Source organism: Actinoplanes couchii, from assembly GCF_016862075.1.
In the GTDB taxonomy this organism is placed as follows: domain Bacteria; phylum Actinomycetota; class Actinomycetes; order Mycobacteriales; family Micromonosporaceae; genus Actinoplanes; species Actinoplanes couchii.
This window is the reverse complement of record NZ_BOMG01000057.1, coordinates 25,653-42,104: the sequence shown is the minus strand read 5'-3', so window position 1 is coordinate 42,104 and position 16,452 is coordinate 25,653. Positions and strand designations below refer to the sequence as shown.

The 16,452-nt window shown below is 73.9% G+C and carries 15 protein-coding genes; 13 read left to right on the top strand and 2 right to left on the bottom strand.

Going from position 1 to position 16,452, the window contains the following annotated elements:
- Nucleotides 1-28: 28 nt before the first annotated feature.
- Nucleotides 29-826, bottom strand: coding sequence for a dihydropteroate synthase (folP, locus tag Aco03nite_RS23445; protein WP_203798216.1), 798 nt, complete (start codon nucleotides 824-826; stop codon nucleotides 29-31).
- A gap of 113 nt (nucleotides 827-939) precedes the next feature.
- Here folP and Aco03nite_RS23440 point away from each other — a divergent pair, with 113 nt between their 5' ends.
- On the top strand, nucleotides 940-1,896 hold the full coding sequence (locus tag Aco03nite_RS23440; RefSeq protein ID WP_203797874.1) for a TIGR03557 family F420-dependent LLM class oxidoreductase: 957 nt from the start codon (nucleotides 940-942) through the stop codon (nucleotides 1,894-1,896).
- Here Aco03nite_RS23440 and Aco03nite_RS23435 read toward each other — a convergent pair.
- On the bottom strand, nucleotides 1,883-3,289 hold the full coding sequence (locus Aco03nite_RS23435; RefSeq protein WP_203797873.1) for an aldehyde dehydrogenase family protein: 1,407 nt from the start codon (nucleotides 3,287-3,289) through the stop codon (nucleotides 1,883-1,885). The two genes, Aco03nite_RS23440 and Aco03nite_RS23435, sit on opposite strands and share 14 nt — an antisense overlap.
- 161 nt (nucleotides 3,290-3,450) lie before the next feature.
- Here Aco03nite_RS23435 and Aco03nite_RS23430 point away from each other — a divergent pair, with 161 nt between their 5' ends.
- The 12 genes from Aco03nite_RS23430 (at nucleotide 3,451) to Aco03nite_RS23375 (ending at nucleotide 16,441) form a co-directional block, all read left to right on the top strand.
- Nucleotides 3,451-5,070 (top strand): carbamoyltransferase family protein, encoded by a 1,620-nt coding sequence (locus Aco03nite_RS23430; protein ID WP_203797871.1) that lies wholly within the window; start codon nucleotides 3,451-3,453, stop codon nucleotides 5,068-5,070.
- Nucleotides 5,067-6,116 (top strand): glycosyltransferase family 2 protein, encoded by a 1,050-nt coding sequence (locus Aco03nite_RS23425; protein WP_203797869.1) that lies wholly within the window; start codon nucleotides 5,067-5,069, stop codon nucleotides 6,114-6,116. The genes Aco03nite_RS23430 and Aco03nite_RS23425 overlap by 4 nt, the downstream gene beginning before the upstream one ends.
- Nucleotides 6,113-7,687: an HAD-IIIA family hydrolase gene (locus tag Aco03nite_RS23420; protein ID WP_239145367.1), complete on the top strand. Its 1,575-nt coding sequence runs from the start codon at nucleotides 6,113-6,115 to the stop codon at nucleotides 7,685-7,687. Before Aco03nite_RS23425 ends, Aco03nite_RS23420 begins: the two co-directional genes overlap by 4 nt.
- Nucleotides 7,684-8,604: a glycosyltransferase gene (locus tag Aco03nite_RS23415; RefSeq protein WP_203797867.1), complete on the top strand. Its 921-nt coding sequence runs from the start codon at nucleotides 7,684-7,686 to the stop codon at nucleotides 8,602-8,604. Before Aco03nite_RS23420 ends, Aco03nite_RS23415 begins: the two co-directional genes overlap by 4 nt.
- The gene (locus Aco03nite_RS23410; RefSeq protein ID WP_203797865.1) at nucleotides 8,589-9,797 is read left to right on the top strand and encodes a glycosyltransferase; all 1,209 of its coding nucleotides are present in this window, start codon (nucleotides 8,589-8,591) and stop codon (nucleotides 9,795-9,797) included. The genes Aco03nite_RS23415 and Aco03nite_RS23410 overlap by 16 nt, the downstream gene beginning before the upstream one ends.
- The gene (locus Aco03nite_RS23405; RefSeq protein ID WP_203797863.1) at nucleotides 9,794-10,423 is read left to right on the top strand and encodes a D-sedoheptulose-7-phosphate isomerase; all 630 of its coding nucleotides are present in this window, start codon (nucleotides 9,794-9,796) and stop codon (nucleotides 10,421-10,423) included. The genes Aco03nite_RS23410 and Aco03nite_RS23405 overlap by 4 nt, the downstream gene beginning before the upstream one ends.
- The gene (locus Aco03nite_RS23400; protein WP_203797861.1) at nucleotides 10,420-11,790 is read left to right on the top strand and encodes a PfkB family carbohydrate kinase; all 1,371 of its coding nucleotides are present in this window, start codon (nucleotides 10,420-10,422) and stop codon (nucleotides 11,788-11,790) included. The genes Aco03nite_RS23405 and Aco03nite_RS23400 overlap by 4 nt, the downstream gene beginning before the upstream one ends.
- A 2-nt stretch (nucleotides 11,791-11,792) precedes the next feature.
- A complete protein-coding gene (locus tag Aco03nite_RS23395) occupies nucleotides 11,793-12,473 on the top strand; it encodes an SDR family oxidoreductase (RefSeq protein WP_203797859.1) in 681 nt (226 codons plus the stop codon).
- Nucleotides 12,470-13,444 carry a glycosyltransferase family 9 protein gene (locus Aco03nite_RS23390; RefSeq protein WP_203797857.1) on the top strand — a complete coding sequence of 325 codons (975 nt, stop codon included), beginning with the start codon at nucleotides 12,470-12,472 and terminating at the stop codon, nucleotides 13,442-13,444. The genes Aco03nite_RS23395 and Aco03nite_RS23390 overlap by 4 nt, the downstream gene beginning before the upstream one ends.
- 71 nt (nucleotides 13,445-13,515) lie before the next feature.
- On the top strand, nucleotides 13,516-14,475 hold the full coding sequence (locus Aco03nite_RS23385) for a DNA topoisomerase IB (protein ID WP_203797855.1): 960 nt from the start codon (nucleotides 13,516-13,518) through the stop codon (nucleotides 14,473-14,475).
- Nucleotides 14,476-14,693: 218 nt separating this feature from the next.
- A complete protein-coding gene (locus Aco03nite_RS23380; RefSeq protein WP_203797853.1) occupies nucleotides 14,694-15,257 on the top strand; it encodes a TetR/AcrR family transcriptional regulator in 564 nt (187 codons plus the stop codon).
- Between the two features lie 56 nt (nucleotides 15,258-15,313).
- Nucleotides 15,314-16,441, top strand: coding sequence for a GDSL-type esterase/lipase family protein (locus Aco03nite_RS23375; RefSeq protein WP_239145366.1), 1,128 nt, complete (start codon nucleotides 15,314-15,316; stop codon nucleotides 16,439-16,441).
- Nucleotides 16,442-16,452: the final 11 nt, after the last annotated feature.

Genomic DNA, 16,452 nt, shown 5'->3' with positions numbered 1-16,452 from the left:
GACGCCGGGACGGTGGCCGGACCAGGTCTCAGATGTTGTGCCTGGTGTAGACGGGCTCGCGCCAGCCCAGCATCGCCTCGGTCATCCGGACCGCGTCGTAGTGGGCGCGGACGTCGTGGACCCGCAGGATCCGGGCGCCGTGCAGGATCGCGAAGACCGCGGTGGCCAGGGTGCCGGCCAGCCGCTCCTGCTGGGGGCGGTCCAGGGTCTCGCCGATGAAGTCCTTGTTGCTGAGCGCCGCCAGCATCGGGTAACCGATCGCCGCGATCTCGTCCAGCCGCCGGGTCAGTTCGAGGGAGTGGTGGGTGTTCTTGTTCAGGTCGTGACCGGGATCGATGATGATCTGGTCCGGCCGGACGCCCCGGGACAGCGCGAGCGCCACCCGGTCCCGCAGGAACGCGCCGACCTCCTCGGTCACGTCGCCGTAGCGCGGGCTCGGGTAGGCGGTCCGCGGCGCCGCCAGGCTGTGGCAGATCACCAGCTGAGCGTCGGTGCCCACCACCGCGTCGGCCATCGCCGGATCGCGCAGCCCGGACGTGTCGTTGACGACCCCGGCGCCGGCCTCGATCACCGCGCGGGCCACCTCCGGCCGGAACGTGTCGACCGAGACGACGGCCAGCCCTCGGGCGGCCTCCACCACCGGCATCACCCGGTCGAGTTCCTCAGCCGCGCTGACCTCGGGCCCGGGCGCGAACGGCACCCCGCCGATGTCGATCCAGTCGGCGCCCTCGTCGGCGGCCCGTTCCACCGCCTCGGTCGCCTTCGCCAGCGCGAACGTGCGGCCCTTGTCGTGGAAGGAGTCGGGCGTGCGGTTGACGATCGCCATCACCACGATCCGGCGGGAGAAGTTGTAGGTCCGGCCGCCGATGATCCGCTCGCTCACGAACACCGACCCTAACAGCAGCGTTTGCCCCGCTCATCCGTGGGAACCGGGGCGTCATGAGGATCGGATACAAGCTCGCGGCCGAGGCCTTCGGCCCCCAGGAACTGGTCCGGCAGGCGGTACGCGCCGAGCAGGCCGGGTTCGATTTCGTGGAGATCAGCGACCACTTCCACCCCTGGCTGGACGTGCAGGGGCACTCGCCGTTCGCGTGGAACGTGCTGAGCGCCATCGCCGCCCGGACCGAGACGCTCGGCCTGGCCACCGGGGTGACCTGCCCGACCGTCCGCTACCACCCGGCGATCATCGCGCAGGCCGCCGCCACCCTGGCGCTGCTGTCCGACGGCCGGTTCACGCTCGGTGTCGGCTCCGGCGAACGGCTCAACGAGCACGTCGTCGGCCAGGGTTTCGGCAGTGTCGACGAACGGCACGAGCGTCTGCGGGAGGCGCTCGACATCATCAACCTGCTCTGGCAGGGCGGTTACCGGTCGTACGACGGACGGTATCTGCGCCTGGAGGACGCCCGGGTGTTCGACCTGCCGCCCGAGTTGCCGGCCATCGCGGTGGCCGCCGGGGGCCCGCGTGCCGCCGAACTGGCCGCCACCCACGGCAGCGGGCTGTTCGCCACCGACCCGGACGCCGAGCTGGTGAACACGTTCGTGGAGAAGGGCGGCAAGGGGCCGCGGTACGCGGAGGTGGCCGTGGCGTGGGCGCCGGACGAGGAGGCGGCCGTCCGGGAGGCGCACCGCACCACCCGCTGGGCGGTCACCGGCTGGAAGGTGATGGCCGAGCTGCCCAACCCGGTCAACTTCGAGGCGGCGTCGGCGACGGTCACCGAGGACGACATCCGCGCCAACTTCGTCGTCGGGCCGGATCCCGCGGCGTACGCGGAGGCTGTCACGTCGTACCGCGAGGCCGGTTTTGATCATGTGGTCCTGATGAACGCCGGCCCGGACCCGGACGGCTTCCTCGACTTCTTCGCCACCGACCTGCGCGGCCGCCTCACCAGCCGGTAGGTGGCGCCTCCAGGTGGGCGGCGGTGACCGCGGTCATCTCGTCCAGGAGTTCCGGGCCGTAACCGAAACCCTGCCCGCTGGCCCGGCGCGGGTGCGCGGAACCGCCGGGGGCGCCGCCGAAGACCGCATTGATCTTCACGGTGCCCGCCGGCAGTTCCCGCCAGGCGCGCTGGGCGTGGCTCATCGAAGCGGTGAGCACGGTGGCCGCCAGCCCGTACGGCGAGTCGGAAGCCCTGGTCAGAGCCTCCTCGAAGGACTCGACCACGGCCGTCGCGGCGACCGGCCCGAAGGTCTCCTCGCGCATCACCGCCATGTCGTCGGCGCAGCCGGTGAGGACCGTCGGCGGATACCAGGCGCCCGCCCCGGCCGGGATCTGTCCGCCGTGCAGCGCGGTCGCGCCGGCCCGGACCGCGGCGCTCACCTGCGCGTGCACGGTGTCACGCAGCCGCCGGTCGACCAGCGGCCCGATCCGTTCACCCCAGGCCGCGGCCTCGGCGGTCAGCGCGTCGGTGAACGCCTCCGCGACATCCCGGTGCACGTAGATCCGCTCGACGGCCACGCAGATCTGGCCCGAGTTCGCGAACGCGCCGAGCGCAGCCTGCCCGGCCGCCCACTGCGGATCCACCCCGGCGTCGACGATCAGCGGGTCGCTGCCACCGTTCTCCAGCAGCGCCTTCGCCCCGGTGCCGGCGCACGCCGCGGCGATCGACCGGCCGGCCGGCGTGGAGCCGACGTGCGCGACCACGTCCACCGGCGACGCGGCCAGGGCGGCGCCGACCGGGCCGTCACCGTGCACCACGTTCAGCACCCCCGGCGGTACGTGCGGGGCGACCAGTCCGGCCAGCCGCCAGCCGGTCGCCGGGGTGCGCTCGCTGGGTTTGTGGACCACCGTGTTGCCGGTGACCAGGGCCGCGCCGAGCAGTCCGCAGGCGACGGCGACCGGATCGTTCCACGGCGTGATCACCGCGACCACCCCGCGGGGACGGAACGCCATCAGGTCGATCGCCGCGTCGTCCCCGGCCAGGGTGCGGCCGCGATGGGTGGGGCCGAGTTCGGCGTACTGCCGCAGGGTGCCCACCCCGGCCATGATCGAGTCTTGCGCGTCGGCGACCGGTTTGCCCATCTCGGCGGCCATGATCCCGGCCAGCTCACCGGCCGCCGCCTCGATCGCGGTCGCGGCGGCGTGCAGCGCGCCGGCCCGGGCCGAGGGGGAGGTCCGGGCCCAGGCCGGGGCGGCACCCCGCGCGGCCCGGACCGCCGCCGCCACCTCGTCCGCGCCGGAGACCGGCATCCGGGTGACCGGGGTGTCGTCGCGGGGATCCGTGACGGTCAGGACACGTCCGGAGGTGCCGGCAGACCAACGTCCGTCGATGAACTGAGCGGCTTCATACATGCGCGCAGGCTTCCCGCGCTGCCGCCGATAAAACTTTACGGGCAACAAATATCCACTTGAGGATGACAAGTATCTTTCCAGCTCAGTGTTGATTTTGAAGCTTTCCGGAGAAGTCGGTGATCGAGCGAGTAGTCGGCCGAACCAGGGGTATCCGCCGCCCCATGCGAGTTCTCGGGATCAACGCGATCTTCCACGACCCGTCGGCGGCGGTGATCGTCGACGGACGGGTGGTGGCCGCCGCCGAAGAGGAACGGTTCAGCCGCCGCAAGCACGGCAAGCGACCGGTGCCGTTCGCCGCGTGGGAACTGCCGGAGCTCGCCGCCGCCTGGTGCCTGACCGAAGCCGGACTGCGCCCGGAGGACCTCGACGCGGTCGCCTACTCGTTCGACCCGGCGCTCTGCCGCGACGAGGTGGCCGGCGACCCGTGGGACCACCTGCGTGTCGACTACGCCCGGCGGGCGCCCGCGTTCCTGGCCACCGCGCTGCCCGGACTCGACCCGGACCGGGTCCGGTTCGTGCCGCACCACGTCGCGCACGCGGCGTCCGCCGGGCTCAGCGTGCCCGAGGACAACGCCGTCCTGGTCCTCGACGGCCGCGGCGAATCCGCCAGCCACCTGGCCGGCGCCTACCGCGGCGGGCGGCTGGAGGTGCTGCGCGGACAGGAACTGCCGCACTCGCTCGGCCTGCTCTACGAGGACCTCACCCGGCACCTGGGCTTCCTGCACTCCAGCGACGAGTACAAGGTGATGGCCCTCGCCTCGTACGGCACCCCACGGCACCTCGGCCTGCTCCGCGAGCTGGTCCGGCCCACCGGCGACGGTGGCTTCACCATCGAGCGCATCGACTGGGACGCCCTCGCCAAGAAGCGTGCCGACGGCGAGGAGATGACCGACGCCCACGCCGACCTGGCCTCGAGCGTCCAGGTGCGCCTGGAGGAGGTGATGCTGGAGCTGGCCCGGTGGACGTACCACGCCTCCGGGGGTCTGCGGACCTTGACCATGGCCGGCGGGACCGCGCTGAACTGCGTCGCCAACGCCCGGGTCGCCGCTGAGGGACCGTTCGACCGGGTGTGGGTGCAACCCGCCGCCGGGGACGCCGGCACCGCCCTCGGCGCCGCCCTGGCACTCGGCGAGGAGGTGGTCCCGTTCACCACCGCCGCCCTCGGCCGCGGCTGGACCGACGACGAACTGGAAGCCGAACTGCGGCGGGCCGCGGTGCCCTACCACCGGCCGGAATCGATCGCCGCCGAGGCCGCCCGGGTGCTGGCCGGCAACGGCATCGTCGCCTGGTACCAGGGGCGCAGCGAGTACGGGCCGCGCGCCCTCGGGCACCGCTCGCTGCTCGCCCACCCCGGCGACCGGGACACCCAGACCCGGATGAACGACGTCAAGGGCCGCGAACAGTTCCGCCCGATCGCCCCGATGGTCCGCGCCGAACGTTTCCACGACGTCTTCGACGGCGTCTACCCCAGCCCGTACATGCTCTTCGTGCACCGGGTCAGACCCGGCTGGCGGGACCGGATCCCGGCCGTCACCCACGTGGACGGCACCGCCCGCGTGCAGACCGTGCACCGCGAGGACGAACCGCTCGTCGCCGCGATGCTGGAGACGTTCGAGCAGCTCACCGGGCTGCCGGTGGTGGTCAACACGTCGCTGAACACGGCCGGTCGCCCGATGGCCGACACCCCGCGGGAGGCCCTGGAGATCTTCGGCTCGGCCCCGGTCGACCTGCTGGCCCTCGGCCCGTTCGCCGTCCCGAGGGCCACCGGGGCCGGCCGGTGATCAGCATCGTCGTCCCCACTCTCGGGCGGACCTGCCTGCGAACCCTGCTGGAGGCGCTGGGCCCGCTGCCCGCCCGGGTGGAACTGATCGTGGTGGACGACCGGCCGGACCGCGCGGTCCCGCTCGACCTCCCACCGCCGGCCCGGATGGTCGCCGGGTCCGCCGCCGGGCCGGCCGCCGCCCGCAACCGGGGCTGGCAGGCGGCGAAGCACGAGTGGATCGCCTTCCTGGACGACGACGTGATCCCCGAACCGGACTGGATCGCCCGTCTCCAGGACGACCTGCGGTCGGCGCCGCCCCGGACCGGGGGAGTGCAGGGCCGGGTGTGGGTGCCGCTGCCGTCCGGCCGCCGCCCCACCGACTGGGAACGTGTCACCGCCGGGCTGGCCGACGGCCGCTGGATCACCGCTGACATGGCCTACCGCCGGGCGGCGTTGATCCGCACCGGTGGTTTCGACGAGCGCCTGCCGCGCGCCTTCCGGGAGGATGCCGAGCTGGCCCACCGGGTTCAGCGCGCCGGTTGGCGGTTGGCGGTCGGTTCACGATCGATAGCCCATCCGGTACGTCCGGAGAACAGCGTCGTCAGCCTCCGCACCCAGCGCGGCAACAGCGACGACGCCCTGCTGCGCCGCCTGTACGGCCCCCGGTGGCGCACCCTGCTCGACATCCCGCCGGGCCGCCGCTCCCGGCACGCCGCGATCACCGCCTGCCTCGTCACCGCCGTCGCGATCGCCGCGGTCCGGGCCGTCGGCGGTCGCCGCTCCCGGGCCTGGACGGTGGCCGGAGCCGTGGCCGCCGCGGGATGGGCGGCCGGCACCGCCGAGTTCGCCGCCGCCCGCATCGCACCCGGCCCGCGGGACCGTCGCGAGGTCACCACCATGCTGCTGACCAGCGCGGTCATCCCGCCGCTGGCGATCGCCCACTGGGTGCGCGGCTGGTTCCGCTGGACGGGGGCGCGGCCGCTGCGTGACACCCCCGGCGGCCCGCTGCGGGTGACCGCCCCGACCACCGCGATCACGATCCCCGGGGGCGGGGTCCGCCGGTGAGCGGGCGGCTCTTCGACGCGGTGCTCTTCGACCGGGACGGGACCCTCGTCGTGGACGTGCCCTACAACGGTGATCCGGCGAAGGTCGTGCCGATGCCCGGCGCCCGGGCCGCGCTCGACCGGTTGCGGGCCGCCGGGTTCCGGCTCGGGGTCGTCACCAATCAGTCGGGGCTGGCCCGCGGGCGGTTCGGCGCTGAACAACTCACGGCGGTCAACCGGCGGGTCGAGGAGTTGCTCGGGCCGTTCGACGACTGGCAGGTGTGCCCGCACGGCGAGGACGACGGCTGCCGGTGCCGCAAACCCGCGCCCGGCCTGGTCGAAGCCGCCGCGACCGCGCTCGGGACCGTCGCCGCGCGCTGCGTCGTGGTCGGGGACATCGGCCGGGACATGGACGCCGCCCTCGCCGCCGGGGCCGCCGGCATCCTGGTGCCCACCGCGATCACCCGGAGCGAGGAGATCGCCGCCGCCCCTTTCCAGGCCGCTGACCTGGCCGGAGCGGCCGACCTGATCCTGGCCCACGAGGCGTTGCTGCAACCGGTGCCGGCGGGATCCCGGGGAACCGTTCTCGCGGTCCGGGCCGATTCGGTGGGGGACGTGCTGGTCACCGGGCCGGCGATCCGGGCCCTGGCGGCCGGGGCAGAGCGTGTGGTGCTGCTGTGCGGGCCGCGCGGGCGGGCCGCCGCTGACCTGCTTCCCGGCGTGGACGAGATCGTCGAACAGCGGCTGCCGTGGATCGACCCGGAACCGCAGGCGGTCGACGACGCGGAGATGCGGGCGCTCGTCGAACGGCTGCGCGGGATCGGCGCGGACGAGGCCGTCGTCTTCACCTCGTTCCATCAGTCGGCGCTGCCACTGGCGCTGCTGCTGCGGATGGCGGGCATCGGCCGGATCACCGCGATCAGCGACGACTATCCGGGGTCGCTGCTGGACGTTCGGCATCGCGTACCGCAGCAACTGCCCGAACCGGAACGGGCCCGCAGTGTCGCGGCCGCCGCGGGGTTCGCTCTTCCCACCGACGACGACGGCCGTCTGCGGGTGACCGTGCCCCCGGCGCCGCGCGGCGACCACCTGGTGGTTCATCCGGGCGCGAGCTGCGAGGCCCGGTCCTGCCCGCCGGAGAACCTGCGCGCGATCGTCGCCGCGCTCGCCGCCGACGGGCACCGGGTGATCGTCACCGGCGGGCCGGGGGAGCGGCGGCTGGCCGCCTTCGTCGCCGGGGACGCCGGGCACGACGCCGGCCCGATGACACTGTCCGGCCTGGCCACGCTGATCGCCGGCGCGGCCGTCCTGATCACCGGGAACACCGGCCCGGCCCACCTGGCCGCGGCGGTCGGGACACCGGTGATCAGCCTGTACGCCCCGACCGTGCCGTACGGACGCTGGGGGCCCTACCGGGTTCCGGCCGTCCGCCTCGGCGACCCGGCCGCCCCCTGTCGCGACACCCGGGCCACCCGCTGCCCGGTCCCCGGTCACCCCTGTCTGTCCGGGGTCGGCCCGGACGACGTCCGCACCGCGGTACGCCTGCTCGGCGTCACCGTCCCACGACCGATCCACGGCGAGGTGGCCGCGTGAACATCCTGATCTGGCACGTGCACGGCTCCTGGACGACCTCGTTCGTCCAGGGCAAACACCGGTATCTGGTGCCGGTCAACGACTCCCGCGACGAGTGGGGCCGCGGCCGGGCCCGGACCTTCGACTGGCCGTCCTCGGTGGAGGAGACCCGGCTCGACCTGATCGGCGACGTCGACGTGGCGATCGCGCAGCGGCCCGGCGAACTCGATCTGATCCCGCCGCACGTGCCGGTGATCTACGTCGAGCACAACACCCCGAAGGGCGACGTGCCGAACACCAGGCATCCGCTCGCCGACCGGGACGACGTGCTGATCGTGCACGTCACCGACTTCAACGACCTTTTCTGGGACTGCGGGGACACCCGGACCGCTGTCGTCGAGCACGGCGTGCCCGAACCGGCCGCCCGCTGGACCGGCGAACAGGAACGTCTCGCGATCGTCACCAACGAGCCGGTCCGCCGCGGCCGGGTCACCGGCACCGACCTGTTCGGCCGGTTCACCGGTGTGGCTCCGGTCGACGTGTTCGGGATGGGTGTCACCGGGCTGGCCGGGGTCACCGTGCACGACGACCCGCCCCAGCACGAGATGCACCGGGAACTGGCGCGACGTCGCGCGTACCTGCACCTGTGCCGGTGGACGTCGCTCGGGCTGAGCCTGATCGAGGCGATGCGGATGGGCATGCCGGTGCTCGGCCTGGCCACCACCGAAGCCGTCGCCGCCGTCCCGCCGGGCGCCGGAATCCTGTCCACCCGGGTGGACACCCTGATCGAAGCCGCCCAGTGGCTGATCGACGAACCGGACGAGGCCGCCCGCCTCGGCGAACGGGCCCGCCAGGTGTCCGCCGTCCGCTACGGGCTCGACCGGTTCCTCGCCGACTGGGACCGCCTGCTGGAGGAGGAGACATGCGGATCGCGCTGATCTCGGAACACGCCAGTCCGCTCGCCGCCCTCGGCGACGTGGACGCCGGCGGCCAGAACACCCACGTCGCCGCCCTGGCCGGCACGCTCGCCGGACAGGGCCACGAGGTACGCGTCTACACCCGGCGCGCCGATCCGGTGACCCCCGAGGTGGTGCCGATGGGGGAGCGGGCCGAGGTGGTGCACGTCCCCGCCGGCCCGGCCGTCGAACTGCCCAAGGACGAGCTGCTGCCGCACATGGCGGAGTTCGCCGCGTGGCTGACCGCCGACTGGCGGGACCGGTGGCGCCCGGACGTGGCACACGCCCACTTCTGGATGAGCGGGATCGCCGCCCTGGAAGCCGGCCGGGCCTGCACGGTGCCGGTGGTTCAGACGTTCCACGCCCTGGGCACCGTCAAACGCCGTCACCAGGGCGCCGCCGACACCAGCCCGGAGCAGCGCATCGCCTGCGAACGACTACTCGGCACCAGCGCCGACCGGATCGTCGTCCAGTGCCGCGACGAGATCGGCGAACTGCTCCGGATGGGTGTGCCCCGGTCCCGGATGGTGCTGGTGCCGTCCGGAGTCGACACCGGGCGGTTCCATCCGTACGGCCCGGCCGTCCCGCGGCACCCCGGACGTCACCGGGTGCTCACCGTGGCCCGGCTGGTCCCACGCAAGGGCGTCGAGGACGGTATCCGGGCCCTCTCCGCGGTGCCCGGCGCCGAACTCGTCGTCGTCGGCGGGCCGCCACCGGAACGGCTGGCCGCCGACCCGTACGCCCGCCGGCTCCTCGCCCTCGCCGAGCACTGCCGGGTCGCCGACCGGGTGCTGCTGGCCGGTGCGGTGCCCGCCGCCGAGATGCCCGACTGGTACCGGTCCGCCGACGTGGTCGCCGCGACACCCTGGTACGAGCCGTTCGGGCTCACCCCGCTGGAGGCGATGGCCTGCGGCGTGCCGGTGGTGGCCACCGCGGTCGGCGGCCTCACCGACACCGTCGTCGAAGGCGTCACCGGCGACCTCGTCCCACCCCGGGATCCCCGGAGCCTGGCGACCGCGTTACGGCGGTTGCTGGGCGACGAGGCACGACGATTCGGGTACGCCGCGGCAGCCGCCGACCGGGCCACCGCCACCTACTCGTGGCCGCGCGTCGCGGAACGCCTCACCGAGGTGTACGCCACGGTCGGCGCCGCCCGTATGGAGGTCGCCGTATGACCGCGAACGATCCCGTCGAGCATCACCTCGGCGGCCTGATCCGGGCGCTGCTGCCGTACCGGGCCGAAGCGGTGCTGCTCGCCCGCTGGGGCGCGTACCTGGCCCGGCACCTGTCCGGCGGCGGGCGGCTGCTGGTGGCCGGCAACGGCGGCAGCGCGGCCGAGGCCCAGCACCTGGCCGCCGAACTGGTCGGCAAACTCCGCGAGGACCGGATGCCGCTGTCCGCGATCGCCCTCACCGCGGACTCGTCGGCGGTCACCGCGATCGCCAACGACTACGGGTTCGACGAGGTGTTCGCCCGGCAGGTCCGTGCGCACGGCCGGCCCGGTGACGTCCTGATCGTGTTGTCCACCAGCGGGCGCAGCCGGAACCTGATCGCCGCCGCGCACGCCGCCCGGTCGGCGGGCATGCACACCTGGGCGATGGTCGGCGAGCACCCCAACCCGCTCGCCGACGTCTGCGACGAGGCGCTGCGCTGCCCGTCCGGCGACAGCCAGGTGGTCCAGGAACTGCACCTGGTCTCGGTGCACCTGATGTGCGAGTACGTCGACCGGCACCTGCCCGGCGAGCGCCGCCTCCCTTTCGGCGCGGACCGCGACGACCTGGGGGAGATGGTGCGGCTATGAGGCTCGTGATCGTCGGCGACACCCTGCTCGACCGGGACGTCGAGGGCAGCGTCACCCGGATCGCCCCGGACGCCCCGGCCCCGGTCCTCGACGAGGAGACCACGCGGGAACGGCCCGGCGGGGCGGGGCTCGCGGCCCTGCTCGCCGCCGGTCAGGGCCACCACGTCGCGCTGATCACCGCGCTGGCCGGGGACGCCGCCGGGGCCTGGCTGAGCGAGGCGCTGACCGCGGCGGGCGTGACCGTCCACGCGCTGCCACTGCCCGGCATCACCCCGGAGAAGATCCGGATGCGGGCCGCCGGGCAGGTCCTGCTCCGGCTGGACCGGGGCGGGCCGCCGCAACCGCCCGGCGACGCCCCGATCGCGGTCCTGGACGTGCTGCGGGACGCCACCGCGATCCTGGTCAGCGACTACGGCCGGGGCATCGCCCGGCATCCGGAGCTGCGCGCGGCGATCGAGGAGGCCGGAGCCCCGGTGGTCTGGGATCCGCATCCCCACGGGCCGCCGCCGGTTCCGAACGTCCGGCTGGTCACCCCGAACGAATCCGAGGCCCGGCGGCTCGCCGGCGACGCGGGCCGGGGCTCCGGACTGTCCACCGCCCGGCGGGCCGGTCACCTGCTGCGGCAGCGCTGGCAGGCAGGTGCGGTGGTGGTCACCCGGGGCGCCGGGGGCGCGGTGCTCTGCCAGGGGAATCCGACGCCGATGGTGGTGCCGGTCCCGGCCGCGTCCGGAGGTGACACCTGCGGTGCGGGGGACGCGTTCGCGGTCGCGGCCGCCGTCGCCCTGGCCGGGGGAGCGCTGGTGTCCGAGGCGGTCCAGACGGCGGTCGCCGCGGCGAGCGCCTACGTGGCGGGCGCGCCTGATACCGCTACCCGGTCCCAGGACGGGCCTGGGACCGGACAGCTCGGGGCTGATGCCGCCGGTGCGCTCGCCGCGGCCGTGCGCGCCCGCGGTGGCACCGTCGTCGCCACCGGCGGCTGCTTCGACCTGCTGCACACCGGGCACCTGGCCACCCTGCGGGCCGCCCGGTCCCTCGGCGACTGCCTGGTCGTCTGCCTGAACAGCGACGACTCGGTACGCCGCCTCAAAGGCGACGGCCGCCCGCTGACCGGACAGGACGACCGGGCCCGGCTGCTGGCCGCCCTGGACTGCGTCGACGCCGTGGTCACCTTCGACGAGCCGACACCCGAACCGGTGCTGGCCTGGCTGCGCCCGGACGTCTGGGTCAAGGGCGGCGACTACGCCGACGGCGGCCCGGCACTGCCCGAGGCGGAGGTCGTCGGGCGCTGGGGCGGGCAGACCGTGATCGTGCCGTACCTGGACGGCCGCTCCACCACCAGGACCATCGCCGAAGCACGCGGGAGGTAACCATGGATGCGGTCATCGTCAGTGGAGGGTCCAGCGGACTGGGAGCGGCGGTCGTCGACGCGGTCGCCGAAGCCGGAGGCCGGCCGTACGTCATCGACCGGCAGCCCCCGCGGGACGGGGTGGAGTGGGCCGAGTGCGACCTGGCCGACACCCGGGCCGCGGAGGCCGCCACCCAGGAGCTGATCGCGCGGGCCGGCGGCGGTGTGGACGGGGTGGTGACCGCGGCCGGCATGGACGTGCCCGGCACCCTCGCGGACGTTCCCGGCCTGGTCTGGGACCGGATCGTGGCAGTGGACCTGCTGGCCACGGCCGCGGTGATCCGGGCCGCGCTGCCCGCACTGAAACGGTCCCGCGGCGGGATCGTGACCGTGTCGTCGACGCTGGGGATCAAGGCGGTGTCCGACGCGACCGCCTACTGCGCCGCCAAGTTCGGGGTGGTCGGGTTCACCCGGGCGCTCGCGGCGGAACTGGCCGGGCAGGTCGGCGTCACCCTGCTGATCCCCGGCGGGATGCGGACCCGGTTCTTCGACGAGCGCGAGGACCGCTACAAGCCCGGGCCGGACGCGGTGCTCAACGACCCGGCACACGTGGCCGCCACCATCGTGTTCGCGCTGCGGCAACCGCCCGGGTGCGCCGTCCGGGAGATGGTGGTCGCGGCGGAGACGGAGAGCTCGTACCCGTGATCCTCGCCCTGCGCGCGCTCGGCGTGGGCGATCTGGCGACGGCGGTGCCCGCCCTGCGCGGGCTCCGGGCCGCCTTCCCCGCCGAGACGCTGAGTCTGGCCGCCCCCACCTGGCTCGGCCCGTTGATCGCCACGATCGGGGGCATCGACCGGATCGTCCCGGCTGCCGGGCTGGAACCCCTGGCCGGGGCGCCGGACCGGCCCCGGCTGGCGGTGAACCTGCACGGCCGGGGGCCGCAGTCGCACCGGCTGTTGACGGCGCTGCGGCCGGCGGAGTTGTGGGCGTTCGCCACGGGATCTCCGGACGGGCCTTCTTGCGACGGACCTTTTTTCGACGGGCCGGCTTGGGTTGCCGACGAGCACGAGGTGACTCGCTGGTGCCGGCTGATGCGCTGGTATGGCGTACCGGCGAAAGAATCGGACCTTGATCTGGAAGTGCCGGACGTGGACATGCCCGCCGGTGTCACGATCGTGCACCCGGGTGCCGCGTCGCCGGCGCGGCGCTGGCCTCCGGAACGCTTCGCGTCCGTCGCACGGCGTCTGGCCGATGCGGGCCATCACGTCCGGGTCACCGGTTCCCCCGCCGAGCACGATCTGTGTGTACGGGTGAGCGAACTCGCTGGCCTACCCGGCGCGGTGATCCGAACCGGACTCGGCGAACTGGCCGCCCTGGTGGCCGCGGCCCGGCTGGTGATCTGTGGCGACACCGGCATCGCGCATCTGGCCACCGGGTACCGCACCCCGTCGGTGGTGCTGTTCGGCCCGGTGTCCCCGGAGCACTGGGGGCCGCCCGCCGACCGCGCCTACCACCAGGTGATCTGGCACGGCACGCACAGCGGCCGCGGCGACCTGCCCGGCCCGGTCCACCCCGCCCTGCTCGCCGTCACCGAGGACGACGTCCTCGCCGCCGCGGAGAAGGCCCGGGCCGCGGCGGTGGAGAAGGTTCGGGACGCCGCTGCGGGGAAGGCATAGGGCGCAGCCGCGGGCAACGCTCGGGACGCGGCTGCGGGAACGGTTCGGGATGTGGCTGGGGGAGGATCAGGATGCGGCTGCGGCGTAGTGACCCGGCCAAGCCCGGACTGACCAGAAACGGACGGCGTGTCGTCGATGCCGCCGGTGAACCGGTCCGGGACCGGGAGACCCTCGACCGGATCGCCGCCCTGGTCATCCCGCCCGCCTGGCGGCAGGTGTGGATCGCCCCCGACCCGCGCGGCCACATCCAGGCGGTCGGGGTCGACGCCGCCGGGCGCAAGCAGTACCTGTACCACCCGGTGTGGCGCGAACAGCAGGACCGGGCCAAGTTCGACCGGGTCCTCGAACTGGCCGAACGCCTGCCCGAGGTCCGGGACCGCCTGGACACCGACCTGACCGGCCGCGGCCTCACCCGGTCGCGGGTCCTGGCCGCGGTCGTAGGGCTCCTGGACATGGGCATGTTCCGGATGGGCGGCGCCGAATCAGCCGCCCGGGACGAGGACCCGTCGTACGGCCTGTCCACGCTGCGTCCCGAACACGTCCGGATCCGCGGCGCGGTGGCCGTCCTGGAGTTCGTCGGCAAATCCGGCGTCGAACACGAGGTGGACGTGGTCCACCTGGAGATCTGCGCCGTTCTGCGCGGCTTGAAACGCCGCCGCCGGGGTGCCGACCGGCTCTTCGCCCACTGGGATCCGTCGGCACGCCGCTGGCAGCCGGTGCACGCCGGGACGATCAACGAATACCTGCGCGAGATCAGCGGCGAGGACATGACCGCCAAGGACTTCCGCACCTGGCACGGCACGGTCCGGGCCGCCGTCGCCCTGGCCGACGCGGGCCCGCAGCCGACACCCGCGAAGCGCCGGAAGGCGGTGGCCGAGGCGATGCGGGAGGCGGCGACCTTGCTGGGCAACACGCCGGCGGTGGCCCGGGGCTCCTACGTCGACCCGCGGGTGGTCGAGGCCTACGAGCAGGGCGACGTGGCCACCCACGAGGCCGAGGTGAGGGCCCTGCTGAACGACGGCCCCACCTGACCCCGCCCACTGCACTTCCGCCTACCTCTTCCTTCCACTTCTTCCCCCACCTCCTCGCGCCACCTCCTCGCGCCACCTCCTCGCGCCACCTCCTCGCGCCACCTCCTCGCGCCACGGTCCCCCTTCGGAGCCTGCTTGCCCGCAGCCTCCCTCCTGACCCAACCGGGTTGCCTAATTGGCTTAGGTAATTCATGATGGGTTTAAGGGAAGGGGGCGTGATGGTGCGCGCGGGACTGACGACCGAGCGGGTGGTGCAGGCGGGGGCGGAGCTGGCCGACGACCTCGGGTTCGCCGAGCTGACCGCGTCCACTCTGGCCCGGCGGTTGGGGGTGAAGGTGCCCAGTCTCTACTCGCATGTCGGGGGCACCCAGGACCTCAGGACCCGGGTCGCCCTGCTGGCGCTGGCCGAGCTCGCTGACCGGGCGGCACTCGCCGTGGCCGGCCGGTCGGGTAAGGAAGCTCTGGTGGCGCTGGCCGAGTCCTACCGGGGTTATGCCCGCGAGCACCCCGGGCGATACGCCGCCACCAGGATGCGCCTGGACACAGCTACCGCGATGGCCAGCGCCGGGCCCCGGCACTCCCAGCTGACCCGGGCCATTCTGCGCGGCTACCACCTGGCCGAGGCGGAGCAGAACCATGCGGTCCGGTTGATCGGCAGCGTGATCCACGGATACATCGAGCTGGAGTCGGCCGGCGGCTTCGACCACAGCCTCCCGGACGCCACCGAGTCGTGGAACCGGGCCCTGGACGTCGTGGACATCGCGCTCCGCAACTGGCCCTGAACTGGCGAGAATCCGCCGGCGGCATGTGCCGCCGGCCTGATGGACGAGGTCTACGAATGATCACCACCCCGATCACCGAGGCGCTGCTGTTCGGTGCCGCCGAGCTGGAGACCACCGGGAGCGGTCTGCTGCCGCACCGGCTGCCGGGCTGGGCGCGGGCCCACACCGACGACCCGCAGCTGGCCATGGTCGAGGCTCAGCCCTCCGGGGTCCGGCTGCGGCTGCGCACCCGGGCGACGGTCGTCGAACTGGACACGCTGCCGACCCGGCGGTCCTACGCGGGACTGCCGGACCGGCCGCACGGCGTCTACGACCTGCTCGTCGACGGGCGGCTGACCGCGCAGGCGACCGCACCCACCGCCACCGTCATCACCGTCGACCTGGCCACCGGCTCCGCCGGGGTGGAGCCGGGCGTGCCGGGGACCGTCACGTTCGCCGGGCTCGGTGACGCCGACAAGACGGTGGAGATCTGGCTGCCGCACAACGAGGTCACCGAGCTGGTCGCGCTCCGTTCGGACGCGCCGGTCGAGCCCGCGCCGCCGGCCGGCCGTCCGGTCTGGCTGCATCACGGCAGTTCGATCAGTCACGGGTCGGACGCCGCGAGCCCCAGTGCCACCTGGCCCGCGATCGCGGCCGCCGCGGCGAACCTGGAACTGATCAATCTCGGTCTCGGCGGCGGTGCGCTGCTGGATCCGTTCACCGCCCGGGTCATGCGGGACACCCCGGCCGACGTGATCAGCGTCAAGATCGGCATCAATCTGGTGAACGCCGACCTGATGCGGCTGCGCGCGTTCGGCCCGGCCGTGCACGGGTTCCTGGACACGATCCGGGACGGGCATCCGGGCGCGCCGCTGCTGGTGATGTCGCCGATCCACTGCCCGATCCACGAGGACACCCCGGGGCCGGGCGCGTTCGACATGGACGCGCTGCGCGAGGGCCGGGTGATGTTCCGGGCGACCGGCGAACCCGCACCGGGCCTGCTCACGCTGCGGGTGATCCGGGAGGAGCTGTCCCGCATCGTCGCCCAGCGCGCCGGGCGCGACCCGAACATCCACTACCTGAACGGCCTGGACCTCTACCACGAGGGTGACGCCCCGCTGCCGGACCGGCTGCACCCGGACGCCGCCACCCATCGCCTGATCGGGGAGCGGTTCGCCTTGCGCGTGCCGGGGCTGCTGCTCTAGCGTTCCCCTAT

Bases quoted from the DNA above. Each gene is read 5' to 3' on its own strand.
- folP (WP_203798216.1), bottom strand. From the start codon at position 826: ATGGCGATCGTCAACCGCACGCCCGACTCCTTCCACGACAAGGGCCGC.
- Aco03nite_RS23440 (WP_203797874.1), top strand. From the start codon at position 940: ATGAGGATCGGATACAAGCTCGCGGCCGAGGCCTTCGGCCCCCAGGAA.
- Aco03nite_RS23435 (WP_203797873.1), bottom strand. From the start codon at position 3,289: ATGTATGAAGCCGCTCAGTTCATCGACGGACGTTGGTCTGCCGGCACC.
- Aco03nite_RS23430 (WP_203797871.1), top strand. From the start codon at position 3,451: ATGCGAGTTCTCGGGATCAACGCGATCTTCCACGACCCGTCGGCGGCG.
- Aco03nite_RS23410 (WP_203797865.1), top strand. From the start codon at position 8,589: ATGCGGATCGCGCTGATCTCGGAACACGCCAGTCCGCTCGCCGCCCTC.
- Aco03nite_RS23405 (WP_203797863.1), top strand. From the start codon at position 9,794: ATGACCGCGAACGATCCCGTCGAGCATCACCTCGGCGGCCTGATCCGG.
- Aco03nite_RS23400 (WP_203797861.1), top strand. From the start codon at position 10,420: ATGAGGCTCGTGATCGTCGGCGACACCCTGCTCGACCGGGACGTCGAG.
- Aco03nite_RS23395 (WP_203797859.1), top strand. From the start codon at position 11,793: ATGGATGCGGTCATCGTCAGTGGAGGGTCCAGCGGACTGGGAGCGGCG.
- Aco03nite_RS23385 (WP_203797855.1), top strand. From the start codon at position 13,516: ATGCGGCTGCGGCGTAGTGACCCGGCCAAGCCCGGACTGACCAGAAAC.
- Aco03nite_RS23380 (WP_203797853.1), top strand. From the start codon at position 14,694: ATGGTGCGCGCGGGACTGACGACCGAGCGGGTGGTGCAGGCGGGGGCG.
- Aco03nite_RS23375 (WP_239145366.1), top strand. From the start codon at position 15,314: ATGATCACCACCCCGATCACCGAGGCGCTGCTGTTCGGTGCCGCCGAG.